The 14639-nt window shown below is 64.4% G+C and carries 13 protein-coding genes; 7 read left to right on the top strand and 6 right to left on the bottom strand.

Annotated elements, in window-relative coordinates; all coding sequences use genetic code 11:
* The first annotated feature begins 126 nt into the window (after positions 1-126).
* Both YU9_RS0122105 and YU9_RS0122100 read left to right on the top strand, forming a co-directional pair.
* Positions 127-1185 (top strand): polysaccharide deacetylase family protein, encoded by a 1059-nt coding sequence (locus tag YU9_RS0122105; RefSeq protein WP_027574750.1) that lies wholly within the window; start codon positions 127-129, stop codon positions 1183-1185.
* A 94-nt stretch (positions 1186-1279) separates the two neighbouring features.
* Positions 1280-2080 (top strand): SDR family NAD(P)-dependent oxidoreductase, encoded by an 801-nt coding sequence (locus YU9_RS0122100; protein WP_027574749.1) that lies wholly within the window; start codon positions 1280-1282, stop codon positions 2078-2080.
* Positions 2081-2254: 174 nt separating this feature from the next.
* On the opposite strand, the gene boxB is transcribed toward YU9_RS0122100, so the two are convergent.
* The 4 genes from boxB to YU9_RS0122080 all read right to left on the bottom strand — a co-directional run bounded on the left by boxB (position 2255) and on the right by YU9_RS0122080 (position 8296).
* Positions 2255-3706: a benzoyl-CoA 2,3-epoxidase subunit BoxB gene (boxB, locus tag YU9_RS0122095; protein ID WP_027574748.1), complete on the bottom strand. Its 1452-nt coding sequence runs from the start codon at positions 3704-3706 to the stop codon at positions 2255-2257.
* 179 nt (positions 3707-3885) lie between these two features.
* Entirely contained in the window at positions 3886-5574 is a 1689-nt protein-coding gene (gene boxC, locus YU9_RS0122090) for a 2,3-epoxybenzoyl-CoA dihydrolase (RefSeq protein ID WP_027574747.1), read from the bottom strand.
* 132 nt (positions 5575-5706) lie between these two features.
* On the bottom strand, positions 5707-6525 hold the full coding sequence (locus tag YU9_RS0122085) for an alpha/beta fold hydrolase (protein WP_027574746.1): 819 nt from the start codon (positions 6523-6525) through the stop codon (positions 5707-5709).
* Between the two features lie 229 nt (positions 6526-6754).
* Positions 6755-8296: a benzoate-CoA ligase family protein gene (locus YU9_RS0122080; RefSeq protein WP_027574745.1), complete on the bottom strand. Its 1542-nt coding sequence runs from the start codon at positions 8294-8296 to the stop codon at positions 6755-6757.
* Between the two features lie 121 nt (positions 8297-8417).
* Here YU9_RS0122080 and YU9_RS0122075 point away from each other — a divergent pair, with 121 nt between their 5' ends.
* Together YU9_RS0122075 and YU9_RS0122070 are read left to right on the top strand one after the other, a co-directional pair.
* A complete protein-coding gene (locus YU9_RS0122075) occupies positions 8418-9326 on the top strand; it encodes a helix-turn-helix transcriptional regulator (RefSeq protein WP_027574744.1) in 909 nt (302 codons plus the stop codon).
* A gap of 2 nt (positions 9327-9328) precedes the next feature.
* Positions 9329-9724: a group II truncated hemoglobin gene (locus YU9_RS0122070; protein ID WP_027574743.1), complete on the top strand. Its 396-nt coding sequence runs from the start codon at positions 9329-9331 to the stop codon at positions 9722-9724.
* A 33-nt stretch (positions 9725-9757) separates the two neighbouring features.
* Here YU9_RS0122070 and YU9_RS0122065 read toward each other — a convergent pair whose 3' ends face one another.
* Positions 9758-10090, bottom strand: coding sequence for a PRC-barrel domain-containing protein (locus YU9_RS0122065; protein ID WP_027574742.1), 333 nt, complete (start codon positions 10088-10090; stop codon positions 9758-9760).
* A 65-nt stretch (positions 10091-10155) separates the two neighbouring features.
* Complete coding sequence (locus YU9_RS0122060) at positions 10156-10941, bottom strand: IclR family transcriptional regulator C-terminal domain-containing protein (RefSeq protein ID WP_027574741.1); 786 nt, start codon at positions 10939-10941, stop codon at positions 10156-10158.
* Positions 10942-11053: 112 nt separating this feature from the next.
* On the opposite strand from YU9_RS0122060, the gene YU9_RS0122055 reads away from it, so the two are divergent.
* From YU9_RS0122055 to YU9_RS0122045, 3 genes are all read left to right on the top strand, one after another.
* Complete coding sequence (locus YU9_RS0122055; protein WP_027574740.1) at positions 11054-12412, top strand: aromatic ring-hydroxylating dioxygenase subunit alpha; 1359 nt, start codon at positions 11054-11056, stop codon at positions 12410-12412.
* A 133-nt stretch (positions 12413-12545) separates the two neighbouring features.
* Entirely contained in the window at positions 12546-13994 is a 1449-nt protein-coding gene (locus tag YU9_RS0122050) for a glutamine synthetase family protein (protein ID WP_027574739.1), read from the top strand.
* A 293-nt stretch (positions 13995-14287) separates the two neighbouring features.
* The gene (locus YU9_RS0122045) at positions 14288-14596 is read left to right on the top strand and encodes a hypothetical protein (RefSeq protein ID WP_027574738.1); all 309 of its coding nucleotides are present in this window, start codon (positions 14288-14290) and stop codon (positions 14594-14596) included.
* The last annotated feature ends 43 nt before the right edge of the window (positions 14597-14639 follow it).

Below are 14639 nucleotides of genomic sequence, written 5' to 3'. Positions count from 1 at the left end.
CCTTGGCGGGCTGTCAAACCGGAAATGGTGCCGTTCCGAAGGCCTGGGTCGGACAATCGGAATAACTTTTTCTTCAAGAGTTCTTCCGTAAGTTGAAGGCGGAATGCCAGAGTCCCCCAGCCGGCCATGAAACAACTGCGTAGCAACGTCATCCGCGCCGGGCTGGGAGCGCTCTATTTCAGCGGGGCACACCACCTGTTGCGCCCGCTTTTGTCGGGCGTCGGCGCCATTTTCATGCTGCACCATGTGCGGCCGGCCCGTGAGGCTGCGTTCCAGCCGAACCGGCATCTCGAAGTCACCCCCGAATTCCTGCGTGCGACGCTGCGCCATTTGCGCTCGCGCGACATCGACATCGTCAGCATGGACGAGCTGCATGAGCGGCTGATGCAGGGCCGGTTCGACCGCCGCTTCGCCGCCTTCACCCTCGATGACGGCTATCGCGACAATCTGGTCTACGCATTGCCGGTGCTGCGCGAATTTGACGCGCCGCTGGCGGTCTATGTCGCGAGCGATTTTGCCGAGGGCACCGGACGATTGTGGTGGACGGCGCTGGAGGCCGTGATCGCCAAAGCCGAGCAGATCGACGTCAGAATCGGCAATTCCGCGCTGCAGCTCGATGCGACGACGATTGCGGCGAAGCAGACGACGTTCGACCGCCTGCACGACTGGCTGCGCGCGCTGCCCGGCGAGCACGATCTTGCGCGCGAGATCGGGGCGCTGTGCACGACATACGACGTCGACATGGAAGCGCTGTGCCGCAGCCTGTGCCTGTCCTGGACCGAGGTGAAGACATTCGCCGCCGATCCGCTGGTCACGATCGGCGCGCATAGCGTCAGCCATTGCAACCTCGCCAAGCAGGCGGAAGACATCGCCGCGCGGGAGATAGCCGTGAGCCGCGCGCGGATCGAGCAGGCGCTGGAGCGCCCCGTGTCGCATCTCGCCTACCCCTATGGCGACCGCGACGCCGCGGGCGAGCGCGAATTCGCCCTCGCCGCATCCGCCGGCTTCAAGACCGCGGTGACGACACGGCCCGGCATGCTGTTCGCGGAGAGTGCCGGCCACATGACCGCGCTGCCCCGCGTCTCGCTCAATGGCAACTACCAGGACACGCGGATCCTGCCGGTGCTGACCTCGGGCGCCGCGACCGCGATGTGGAACGGCTTTCGCCGGATCGCGGCGGCGTAGGCGCTCGAATCTTCTCTGTCGTCCCGGACAAGCGCGCCTTCCTTGACTCCCCTCCCGGCCCCGCTCACAACCAGCGTCAACCAAGGGAGGTACCATGTTCAACGATCTGTTCTCGCTCAAAGGCCGTGTCGCGCTGGTGACCGGCGGTTCGCGCGGCATCGGCAAGATGATCGCGGCGGGATTTCTCAGCGCCGGTGCGGCAAAGGTCTACATCACCGCGCGCAAGGCCGGCCCGTGCGAGGCGACCGCGCAAGAGCTCACCGCACAATATGACGGCGAGTGCATCGCGCTGCCGATCGACATCTCCACCGTCGAAGGCTGCGACAGGCTCGCCGGCGAAATCATCAAGCTGGAGCCGAAGCTCGATATCCTCGTCAACAATGCCGGAGCGGCCTGGGGCGCGGAGTTCGACGAATTCCCCGAAAGCGGCTGGGACAAGGTCATGGACCTGAACGTGAAGTCGCTGTTCTTCCTGACCAAGGCGCTGGCGAAGCCGCTGCGCGCGGCCGCCAGCGCGGAACGTCCGGCGAAGGTGATCAACATCGCCTCGGTCGATGGCATCTTCGTCAATCCGAGCGAGACCTATTCCTACGCCGCCAGCAAGGCCGCCGTGATCCATCTGACGCGGCGCATGGCGACGAAGCTGATCAAGGACAACATCAACGTCACCGCGATCGCCCCGGGCGCGTTCAAGTCCGACATGAACCGCGCCGCGCGCGACCATGCCGACGAAGTCGCCAAGCGCATTCCGGCGCGGCGGATCGGATCCGACGAGGACATGGCGGGCGTTGCGATCTATCTCGCCTCGCGCGCGGGCGATTACGTGGTCGGCAACACCATCGCGGTGGATGGCGGCGTGGTGTATGCGAATGCCGGGCTGGAGATTGCCGGGTAGGCGGTGAAGTTCGGCAAAGCCCGCGCCTCACACTCCGCCGTCATGCCCCGGTTTGACCGGGGCATCCAGCACGCCGCGGCTTCTCGGTTTGACGCGATGCCTCTGGAACACTGGATCGCCCGGTCAAGCCGGGCGATGACACCAATTGGGTTGTGAGTGCGTCGAACCCAACGCCTACGACTCGATCTTCACGTACTCGAAATCGCCCGGCTTGTTGTCGATGCCGACCTTGGGCGGCGAGATCCAGGAGGCGAACTGGCCGATCTCGGTGACAGGCTGCATCAGGGAGGTGATGAAGTCGCCGTCGCTCGCCGACGGCAGCCATTCGTCCCGGCGCTTGTTCCAGGTCGCATCGTCGATCAGGATGCCGTCGGGCGTGGCGTGCACGTCCTTGAACTCGCCGATATGGCGATGGAAAGCGACGTTGGGCAGCGTCAGCTTGAAGTCGTAGCCCGCGGTCGAGATCACCTTGTTCCAGCGCAGCATGCCCTTGACGCAATCCTGGCTGTAATCGTCGCGCAGGCGCATGTTGAGCGCGGTCAGCGCGGGCTCGTCGACCAGCTTGACCTCACCGTTGACCAGCTTGAGCACCGGATAGGTGGAGCTCTTGAGCTGGTGATCGTCGTCGATCTGGGTCTCGTGATAGCGGCCCTTGATGCCGGCGTTGAAGGCGTTGGCCGCGTTGGTCGAGACCTCCGAGCCGAACAGGTCGAGCGACAGCGTATAGTGCAGGTTCAGCTTCTTCTGGATGGTCGGAAGATCGATGACGCCGAGCGCGCGCACCTTCGCGATATCGGTCGGGTCGGTGATGCCAGCCGCCTTCATCGCATCGCAGGTGCGCTGCACGACCCGGGTGATGCCGGTCTCGCCGACGAACATGTGGTGCGCTTCCTCGGTCAGCATGAAGCGGCAGGTGCGCGACAAGGGATCGAAGCCCGACTGCGCGAGCGAATGCAGCTGCATCTTGCCGTCGCGGTCGGTGAAATAGGTGAACATGAAGAAGGACAGCCAGTCCGGCGTCGCCTCGTTGAAGGCGCCCAGCATGCGCGGCGCGTCGGCATCGCCGGAGCGGCGGCGAAGCAGATCATCTGCTTCCTCACGTCCGTCGCGGCCGAAATATTTCTGGAGCAGGTAGACCATCGCCCAGAGATGGCGGCCCTCCTCGACATTGACCTGGAACAGGTTGCGCATGTCGTAGAGCGAGGGCGCGGTCTTGCCGAGATGGCGCTGCTGCTCGACCGAGGCGGGCTCGGTGTCACCCTGGATCACGATCAGGCGGCGCAGCATGGCGCGATGCTCGCCCGGGACTTCCTGCCACGCCGGCTCGCCATAATGCTCGCCGAACGGAACGACACGGTTTTCTTCCTGAGGAGCAAGGAGAATGCCCCAGCGATATTCGGGCATGCGGACGTAGTCGAACTTGGCCCAGCCGCGCGGATCGACCGAATAGGCCGTGCGCAAATAGACCAGCGATTCCTGGAAGCCTTCCGGTCCCATGTCGCTCCACCAGTCCATATAGCCGGGATGCCAGCCTTCCAGCGCTTTGAGTACCTGACGGTCTTCGGCGAGATTGACGTTGTTGGGAATCTTGGTCGAGTAGTCGACGTTCATGATGTTCATGTTCATGGCCGTGCTCCTTGATCGGTCTCATGTCCCGGACCCAGTGCGGCGCGAAGCGGTGCACTGCTGAGCCGGGACCCATTGTCTCGTCCGTCTGGGTCCCGGTTCTGCGCAGCGTCACCATAGCGCGTTGAAGACGCGCGTTGCGCTTTTGGTGCCGCAGCGCGCCCGGGACACGAAAGTCGCTACACCCGCGTCATATCGAATTTCGGTTTCTGGCCGCTGCCGTAGCGGCGCAGCGCGCCTTCCTCGCCGACGGCGTTCGGGCGCTGGAAGATCCAGTTCTGCCAGGCGGTGAGGCGGGCGAAGATCTTTGATTCCATCGTCTCGGGGCCGACGAAGCGCAGGCTCGCTTCCATGCCGGTGAGGCTGTCGGGCGAGAAGCTGGCGCGTTCCTCGAGGAAGACGCGGACCTCGTCGTCCCAGTCGATGTCGTCGAGCGCGAAGGTGACGAGGCCGAGCTCTTCGGCCTGCTCGGCGTCGAGGCTGGTGCCGAGCGTTGCTTCCGCGCGCTCCACGTCGGACGGATCAGCCTGGAAGCGGGACTGAAGCCGGGTCAGGCCGTGGCTCATCGGATACGGGCCGAAGTTCATGGCCGACAGTTCGATCGACGGCGGCGGACGGTTGTCGCCCTGGCGCGTGCCGATCAGCATGTAGGAGCGGTCGGCTGCGAAGACGAGCTCGGCGAGCGTGCCGGCAAAGCAGGAGCCGGGCTCGACCAGCGTCACCAGCGTGCGCGAGGTGACGTCGATGCGCTTGAGCACGCGCTTCCAGTAGTGGCGGATTTCGTTGACCAGCCAGTGCGCCTTGTTGGCTTCAAGGAAGGTGTCGCAGGCGAGCACGTGGGCGCGGTCGCCATGGCTCTTGAACACCAGCATGGCAATCTCGAGCTCGTTGATGCGCAGATGCAGGATGGCGTCGTCGAGCTCGCGCGCGACCTGGAGCGGCCAGAACGAAGCCCCTTGCGCCATCATGCCGTCGATGTCGGCCGGCGGCGCTGATTCCGGCGCCTTGATCGAGATGGTGGCGATGCGCGCGGTGCGATCGATGTCGACGGTGACGAAGCCGTAACGGATGTTGGTGTCGTCGATCAGGCGCCTGAGCGGCGTCAGCGCGATGCCCCTGCCGCTGCCGTTGCGCGTCGAGGCGGCCGCGAATTCCTTGGCGCGCTCCGCAATCCTGGCTTCCAGCTTGGAGTTCGGCGCGATCTCGTCGACGAGCCGCCACTGCACCGCCCGCTTGCCCTTCACGCCTTCCTCGATGGTGCAGAAGAAGTCGGCGTGGTCGCGGCGCACCTTGCGCTTGTCGACGACACGCGTCAGACCGCCGGTGCCCGGCAGCACCGCGAGTAGCGGCACCTCAGGCAGTGCCACCGCGGACGAGCCGTCATCGGCAAGGATGATGTGATCGGTCGCGAGCGCCAGCTCATAGCCGCCGCCGGCGGCGGAGCCGTTCACCACCGTGATGAAGCGCTGGCCGGAATTCTCCGACGAATCCTCCATGCCGTTGCGGGTCTCGTTGGTGAACTTGCAGAAGTTCACCTTGTGAGCGTGCGTCGAGCCGGCGAGCATGCGGATGTTGGCGCCGGCGCAGAACACGCGGTTCTTGGCCGAGCGCAGCACCACGACCTTCACCTCGGGATGCTCGAAGCGCAGACGCTGAACGGCGTCCGCAAGCTCGATGTCGACGCCGAGGTCGTAGGAATTGAGCTTGAGCTGATAGCCCTCGAACAGGCCGCCATTCTCGTCGACGTCCATGGTCAGCGTCGCGACGTCGCCATCAACCGAAAGCTTCCAATGCTTGTAGCGGGACGGTTCGGTCTGGAAATCGATGAATGTCGCGCCGCCTGCGAGGCGCCGATCTTCCCCGGCCATGGGTCATCCCTGAGCTTGATTATGCGCTCTGGCTTGAGCGTTAGATGCACAATAATGCATCTTTTGGAGCGCGTCTAGTCTTCAAATGCCAAAGCATGCATTTTGTTTCATAGTCGCCGTTCTTTGCCGCAGTCATGCGGCACGACCTTGCAGGCCCTGATCATCGCGCAGGGCCGCTCTTGCGAATTGCTCGATCGCCTTGAGCGTCGCCGCCGGCGCCTCACGATGCGGGGAATGTCCCGCGCCTGAAACGATCTTCAGATCGACCGGGCAGTAGCACTCCTCCTGCGCGATCTCGACCTGACGCAGGGTGCCATATTGGTCGTCCACGCCCTGCACGACCATGATGGGGACGCGGATATAGGCCAGGTACTCCGAGATGTCCCAATCGCGGAATTTTGGGTCGAGCCAGGCGCCGTTCCAGCCGTAGAAGGCGTTGTCGACGTCCTTGTGCCAGCGCGCCAGTTTCGTGTTCAGGTCCGTGGTCTCGAACGTCGTCTTGATCGCGGCGATCGATTTGATCGAGATGTCCTCGACGACGAAATGCGGCGCGATCAGCACGAGACCGTTGAGGCGATGATCCTGATGCGCCCCGGCATAGATGGTGGCGATCGAGGCGCCGTCGGAATGGCCGAGCAACAGGCCGCGTTTGAACTGAATCGCATCGAGAACCTTCGGCAGCACGTCCAGCGCCTCGCGTTGCATGTAATCGAGCGGCCGCGGCAGTTCGACCGGACTGGACTGGCCGTAGCCGGCGCGCGAATAAACGAACATGCCTGCGCCGGTTGCCTGCTGCAGCTTCTCCGGGAAATCGCCCCAGAGACCGACCGAGCCGAGCCCTTCGTGCAGCATGACGATGGTGGGTGCATCGGCAGATTGCGGTGCCAGCCATTTGTATTCGAGGCTGGCGCCGCCGATGCCGAGGAACCCGGTGGGGGTGAGATTGGTCATGATCGAATTCCCATTCCTAGCCAATGCTGAGATGCGCACCCTCCCCTGGAGGGGGAGGGTCGATTCACAGCGAGCGTAGCGAGATGTGAAGCGGGGTGGGGTGACAGTCTCTCCGCAGATGCAGTGCCCGCGTGGAGAGATCACCCCACCCCGTCACGCATCTCGCTTCGCTCGATCGCGTGCCGACCCTCCCCCTCCAGGGGAGGGTAAGCAAGTGCAGTTCGCGCACTCAATTGGCCCCTTCCCGCAGCTTGAACCGTTGGATCTTGCCCGTCGCCGTCTTCGGCAGCGAGTCCACCACGTCGATCCAGCGCGGATATTTCCACGGGCCGATCTTCTGCTTGACGTGCTCCTTCAGAATTTCCTGCAAGTCCGTCGTTGTTGCACCGGGCCGCAACACGACGAAAGCCTTCGGCTTCAGCAGTCCTTCCGGATCGGCCTCGGGCACGACGGCAGCTTCCAGCACCGCCGGATGCGTGATCAGCGCGCTCTCGACCTCGAAGGGCGAGACCCAGATGCCGGAGACCTTGAACATGTCGTCGGCGCGGCCGCAGAAGGTGTAGCGGCCGTCCGCATCGCGAATGTATTTGTCGCCGGTGCGAGTCCACGGTCCCTCGAAGGTGCGGCGGCTCTTGTGGCGCTGATTCCAATACCCCTCGCCGGCGGAGGGCGCATCGACGAGGAGTTCGCCGACCTCGCCGTCGGCGACGTCCTGGCCGGCCTCGTTGACCAGCCGCACCGCATAGCCGGGCACCGGCTTGCCGGACGTGCCGTATTTGATGTCGCCGGGGGCGTTCGACAGGAAGATGTGCAGCAGCTCGGTCGAGCCGACGCCATCGAGGATGTCGACGCCGAAGCGCGCCTTCCAGCTGGTGCCCACGGATTCCGGCAGCGCCTCGCCCGCGGAGGTGCAGATGCGCAAGTTTTTGCCGCCACGCTCGCTCTTCATCGTCTCGTCATTGAGCATGGCCGCGAACAGCGTCGGCACGCCGTAGAAGATCGACGGGTTGTAGCGGTTCATCAGGTCGAACATGCGCGCCGGTGTCGGCCGCTCGCTGTTCAGGATCACGCTGGCGCCGACCGACATCGGGAAGGTCAGCGCATTGCCGAGGCCATAGGCGAAGAACAGTTTTGCCGCGGACAAACAGACATCGCTCTCGCGGATGCCGAGCACCTGCTTCGCATAGGTATCGGCAGTCGCCTGCAAATTCGAATGCAGATGGCGCACGCCCTTGGGCATGCCGGTCGAGCCTGATGAGTAGAGCCAGAAGGCAGGCTCATCGGGGTGCGTCGCTGCAGTGGTGAATTGATCGCTTTCGCCTGCAATCTCTTCAGCGAGTTGCTTGTGACCGTTCTGCTTGGCGCCGGAGACCACGACATGCTCGAGATCCGGCATGCGGCCGACGACGTCCTTGATCACGGGATAGAGCGCTTCGGAGACGAACAGCACGCGCGCGCGGCAGTCGGCGAGGATGTAGGCGTATTGGTCCGCAGTCAGCAGCGTATTGAGCGGCACCGGCACGATGCCGGCGCGGATCGCGCCCAGGAACACGATCGGGAAATCGACCGTATCAAGCATGATCATCGCCACCCGCTCCTCGCGGCGGACGCCGAGCCGGCGCAGCATGTTGGCGGCGCGCCGGGTCTGCTGCTGGAGCTCGCCATAGGTGAGCCGCGAGACGGTGTCGTCGAAGGCCAGCTTGCTGCCGCGGCCCTCCTCGACGTTACGGTCGAGCAGCCAGGTCACCGCGTTATAGGATCCCTCGCTCACGGACATCTCCCCCGAATTTAGAATTATAATTCATAGAAAGACACCACGGCGGCTTGCTGTCAATGCCAGCAGGCACTATGTTTCATTAAAACGCGCCGCAGGACATCTGTAAAGAAGGCTCATGACCGAAAGTCCCGACGCCGAATCCCGCTTCCTCGAACAGCTCGGCCAGCGCGTGCGCACCATGCGCGCACTGCGCGGCATGTCGCGCAAAGTGCTCGCCAAGGTATCAGGGATTTCGGAGCGCTACATCGCGCAGCTCGAGAGCGGCAAGGGCAATGTCTCCATCGTGCTGCTGCGCCGCGTCTCCGACGCGATGGGCGCGCATCTCGAGGATTTGCTCCCCTCCGCCGATCCGACGCCGGACTGGCAGATGTTTCGCGACCTCTTGCGCAAGGCGACCCCTAGCCAGATCGCACAGGCCAAGGATTTGCTCGCCGGCGGCAGCGCGTCCGCGCCGCGGCGTGCGCCATTCTGCGGCATCGCGCTGATCGGCCTGCGCGGCGCCGGCAAGTCCACGCTCGGCAGGATGCTGGCGAAGAAGATCGGCTGGAGCTTCGTCGAGCTCAACAAAGAGGTCGAGCAGCAGAACGGCCTCTCGGTCGCCGAGATCATTGCGCTCTACGGCCAGGAAGGCTTTCGCCGCATGGAGCAGGCGGCGCTGCAACAGCTGCTCGCGCGCAACGAGCTGATGGTGCTGGCGACCGGCGGCGGCATCGTCTCCGAGCCCCTGACCTTCGACCAGATCCTGACCTCGTTCTACACGATCTGGCTGAAGGCCGAGCCCGAGGAGCACATGGCCCGCGTGCGCCGCCAGGGCGACCTGCGCCCGATGGCGGATGATCGCTCGGCGATGACCGAGCTGCGCAACATCCTGCTCAGCCGCGAGCCGCTGTACTCGCGCGCGACCGCGGTGGTGGATACCGCGGGGCTGTCGGTCGATGCAGCGGCTGCGCGCCTGATCGACGCGGTACGGCCGGTGCTGCAGAACGAAGCGCGCAGCTTCGGGCTGCGCAGCGTGGCGCTGTAGAGATGACCGACAGCACCACCGCAATCTCCATGTTCGAGCGGATCGGCGGCAGCGCCACGATCGATCGTCTGGTCGACCGCTTCTACGATCGCATGGACACGCTACCGGAAGCGCAGGTGATCCGTGCCATGCATGCGGACGATCTCGGCCTGATCAGGGACGTGCTGAAGCGCTATCTCACCGAATGGACCGGCGGTCCGCGCCTCTATACCCCCGAGAAGGGTCATCCGCGGCTGCGCCAGCGCCATTTCGGCTTCGCCATCGGCGATGCCGAGCGCGACGCGTGGTTGCGCTGCATGCGCGGCGCGCTGGAAGAGACGGTGACGGATAGCGCCGCGCGTCGGGATCTCGACAACGCGCTGTCAGGTCTTGCCGACTGGATGCGCAATCGGCCGTGACGCCGCTTACCGGCGCCCATACTTCCGACGCAGCTAGACCGACCAGTAATGCGGATGCGGGTAGGGCCGCGAGCGGTCGCCCCAGTCGAACGCGTCGCCATCGAACTCGCACGGGCCGCTGCTGAGCTCGTCCAGCGTCAGCTCGGTCTGGAACGCCTGGCGGCTTGGATCGTATTTCAGCGCGCTCCACTGGAGAGGATAGTGGTGGCGGGTACCGAGCAGCCCGCCGGTCTTGATCACGGCATAGGCGACCATTCCGCTCATCTTGTCGAGCATCAGTCGCTCGATCGTGCCGAGCTTCGTGCCGTCGCGTCCGTAGACGGCGACGTGCTCCACGCGATCACTGGGAACCATGGTGTGGTTCATGGTGTCCTCCCTGTTCTCTTGTGCTTGCGGCTATTATAGCACCGGTTTCGAACCGGCGGGAGCAGCTACAGAAGCTGCGAACGCACCGCCTCCGCGCCTTCCCGCAACAGCGGCAGGAAGCGGTCGATCAGTTCCTGCGCCGGCACGCGATCGACATGGGCGCCCATGTTGATGGCGGCGACGATCACGCCGTCGTAGCGGCGGACGGGGACCGAGATCGAGCGGAAATGCGGCTCGGCCTCGCGGTCGACCAGCGCATAGCCCTGTGCACGGTCGGCGGCGATGCGCGCGAGCAGCGCCTTGGGATCGGTCACTGTCTGAGGCGTCAGCGCCTCCCGCTTCATCGCCTTCAGGCGCGCAGCGAGATCGGTATCGCCGAACTGCCCCAGCATGGCGCGGCCGACCGAGGTGCAGAAGGCCGGCAGGCGGTAGCCGATCTCAAGCCCGCCGGAGAAAACGCGCGCCGGGCTTCCGCGCGCGATGAACACGACCTCATCGCCGTCGAGCACGGCGAGCGACGAGATCTCCTGTGCGGCCGTTGCGATGCGATCGAGCACGGGCTGAAGCACCGCAACGAGTTGGCTCGAACGCAGATAGGACGAAGCCAGCGTCAGCACATGCGGCGTCAGCGAGAACAGTTTTCCGTCACCGCTGACAAAGCCGCCACGCTGGAGCGTGAACAGCATGCGCCGCGCGGTGGCGCGCGGCAGATCGGCGGCGCGGGCGAGATCGCTCAGCGTCATCGGGCCGGCCGTGGTGCCGAAGCACTGCAGCAGGCGCAGGCCACGGTCGAGGGCTTCGACGAAGTCCGTCGCGCGCTCATCGCTCTCGCTGCGCTTCAGCTTAGGCATGGCCTCGGGACACTCCTGCAAAATAGTGCTTGCTGCCGCTCCAAGGCATGTCATAATTCGCCCATTCGTTCAATAGGCGAACAGACCCCATTCCACAAAGGATGCACTCGCCATGATGAGCCAGGAGCAGAACGACCTGATCACCCGCACCGGGCCGAAGGACCCTTGCGGCAAGCTGATGCGGAGCTATTGGCAGCCGGCGGCGCTGGTGGATGAGCTGGAGGGTGCGCGGCCGATTCGTCCCGTCAGACTGCTGGGCGAGAACCTGGTGCTGTTCCGCGACGAGAGCGGACGCTACGGCCTGATCGACCGGCACTGCGCGCATCGCGGCGCCGACCTCGCTTTCGGACGGCTCGAGCATGGCGGCTTGCGTTGCGCTTTCCATGGCTGGCTGTTCGACGCCACGGGACAGTGCATCGAGACGCCGGCCGAGCCGAAGGATTCAAAGCTCTGCCAGAACATCCGCCAGCGCTCCTATCCCGTGGTGGAGAAGAGCGGCATCCTCTGGGCCTATCTCGGCGAAGGCGAGCCGCCCGCATTCCCGGAGATCGACTGCTTCATTGCGCCGGGCAGTCATACTTTCGCGTTCAAGGGTCACATGGCCTGCAACTGGCTGCAGGCGCTGGAAGTCGGCATCGATCCCGCGCATGCCTCCTATCTGCACCGCTTCTTCGAGGACGAGGACACCTCCACCGCCTACGGCAAGCAATTCCGCGGCGCCTCCGCCGGCTCCGACCTGCCGATGACGAAAATCCTGCGCGAATACGACCGCCCGATCATCAATGTCGAGCACACCGAATACGGATTGCGGCTGATTGCGCTGCGCGAGATCGACGAGGAGCGCACCCATGTGCGCGTCACCAACCAGTTGTTCCCGCACGGCTTCGTCATCCCCATGAGCACGGAGATGACGATCACGCAGTGGCATGTGCCTGTTGATGACGAGAACTGCTACTGGTACGCGATCTTCACCAGCTATTCGAACCCGGTCGACAAGCAGAAGATGCGCGACCAGCGGCTCGAGCTCTATGAGCTGCCCGACTACAAGTCGCGCAAGAACCGCAGCAACGATTACGGTTTCGATCCGCACGAGCAGCAGACCGCGACCTATACCGGCATGGGCACCGACATCAACGTGCACGACCAATGGGCGGTGGAGTCGATGGGGTCGATCCAGGATCGCACCAAGGAGCATCTCGGACAGTCCGACAAGGCGATCGTGCAGTATCGCCGCCTGCTGCGGCAGGAGATCGAGAAGGTTCAGGGCGGCGAGAAGCCGATGCTGTCTCTCGACGAAGCCAACGCGCGTTCGATCCAGGGACCGGCCACCATGGATGGCATCGGGCCGACGCGGGGCTGGGAGACCTACTGGATGGAGGTCGACGTCAAGCGCCGCCGCGGCGCGCCATGGACCGCGCCCGTGCCGAAGGAGATTGAAGGCAAGGTGCATCGGCTGACGGCGGCGGAGTGATTTGACGCACCGTCATTCCGGGGCGATGCGATAGCATCGAACTATGGTGCGCACTTGCGCACCTGAGAACCTCGAGATTCCGGGTTCACGCTTCGCGTGCCCCGGAATGACAGGCTAGCAAGGAGCAACCAAAGTGACTTTCGTCGCACGCCATGCGCTGTGGTCGGATGAGCAGAGGGACGCGGCGACGCGTATGCGCCGCATCGCCGAGGAGAAGAACCTCGAGGTCATCCGCCTCGCCTTTCCCGACCAGCACGGCATCTTGCGCGGCAAGACCATCGTCGCCTCCGAGGCGATCGCCTCGCTGGAGAGCGGCTGCTCCATCACCACCACCATGCTCGCCAAGGACACCTCGCACCGCACAGTGTTTCCCGTGTTTACGTCAGGCGGCGGCTTCGGCATGAAGGAGATGGAGGGCGCGGCCGATGTGCTGATGGTCGCCGATCCCACCACGTTTCGCGTGCTGCCGTGGGCGCCCACCACCGGCTGGGTGCTGTGCGATCTCTATTTCAACGACGGCCGTCCCGTGCCGTTCGCGACGCGCGGGCTCTACAAGCGCGTGCTCGATGAGCTCGGCGCGCGCGGCTACGATTTCGTCGCGGGGCTCGAGGTTGAATTCCACATCTTTAGGCTCGACGACCCGCATATGCGGCCTGAGGACGCCGGGCAGCCCGGCACGCCGCCCTCGGTCAGCCTGCTCAGCCACGGCTATCAATACCTCACCGAGCAGCGTTTCGATCAGATGGAGCCGGTGCTGGAGATCTTACGGCGCGACATCGTCGCGCTCGGGCTGCCCTTGCGCTCGGTCGAGGTCGAGTTCGGGCCGAGCCAGTGCGAGTTCACCTTCGCGCCGAAGAAGGGCTTGGAGCCTGCCGACAACATGGTGCTGTTCCGCTCCGCCGTGAAGCAAATCGCGCGGCGCCACGGCTACCACGCCACCTTCATGTGCCGACCGAAACTGCCCAACGTGTTCGCGAGCGGCTGGCACCTGCACCAGTCGATCGTCTCGCGCGCGAGCGGCGAGAACCAATTCATGGCCAAGGAAACGGGAAAGGCAGACGGCGAGCCTCTCAGCGCATTTGGCAAATCCTACCTCGCCGGCCTGCTCGACCATGCCCGCGCCTCCACAGTGTTCACCACGCCGACCATCAACGGCTACAAGCGCTACCGCTCCTATTCGCTGGCCCCCGACCGCGCGATCTGGGGCCGCGACAATCGCGGCGTGATGATCCGCGTGCTCGGCGCGGCCAATGATGCCGCCACGCGCCTGGAGAATCGCATCGGCGAGCCCGCTGCCAACCCCTATCTCTACATGGCCTCGCAGATTCTCTCCGGCCTCGACGGCGTCGACCGCAAGCTCGATCCCGGCGCGTCGGCCGACACGCCCTACGAGACCAAGGCACCGCTGCTGCCGAAGTCGCTACGCGATGCCGTCGCCGCACTGAAGGACGACCCGTTCTTCCGCGAGAAGCTCGGGGCTGAATTCGTCGATTACTATACCCACATCAAGAACGCCGAGATCGATCGCTTCCTGTCCGAAGTGACCGACTGGGAGCATCGAGAATACTTCGAGGTGTTTTGAGGACGATCCGCCTCACGCCCCCGTGAGACGACTTCGTCTCCCCTGTTCCGACGACATCTTACAACGCTCCGACGAAGCCATTTTCCGCCTCGCTCGAAAAACGGCGGAAAGACACCGCGCCTAGACTGCCGCCCCATGATCAACAGCGGAGTTCGATCATGTGGGATCAATTGTTCAGCCTGATCTATCGCCTGTCATGCCGGTCCACCCTGGTCGAAATCGGAGTGCACCGTCTGGCGCGCTGACGGCGCGCAAATCAGGTCAGACGGATTGACCGAATCGAGGATGCTTCCATGCGTAAGCTGATCCTGATCGCGACGATGTCGCTGCTGACGACCCAGGCCTATGCCGGCGGTTCGCGCAGCCTGAGCCTAGCGGCAACAAATGCGAGCCAGCAGGCGACCGAGCCGGCGGCGGTCACGCCGCCGCCGCCCACCACCTCAGCGGCTCCAGCTGCAACCGCTCCGGTTGCCACGACGCCCGTTCAGTCCACTACCGCACGAGTGGTGAACACAACCGAAACGGCCAAACCGAAACACCGTCGGCCGTCCACCGAGGCGCGCGTGATCCGGGAGCTGCATCGGCACGGGATTTATTGGTAGGGTCCCCAGCTCTCTCCTCCGTCATTGCGAGCGAAGCGAAGCA

Source organism: Bradyrhizobium sp. WSM1743 (genome assembly GCF_000473065.1).
Lineage (GTDB): Bacteria > Pseudomonadota > Alphaproteobacteria > Rhizobiales > Xanthobacteraceae > Bradyrhizobium.
Note: the sequence above shows the minus strand (reverse complement) of the source record. Positions and strands in the feature narration are given on the sequence as shown.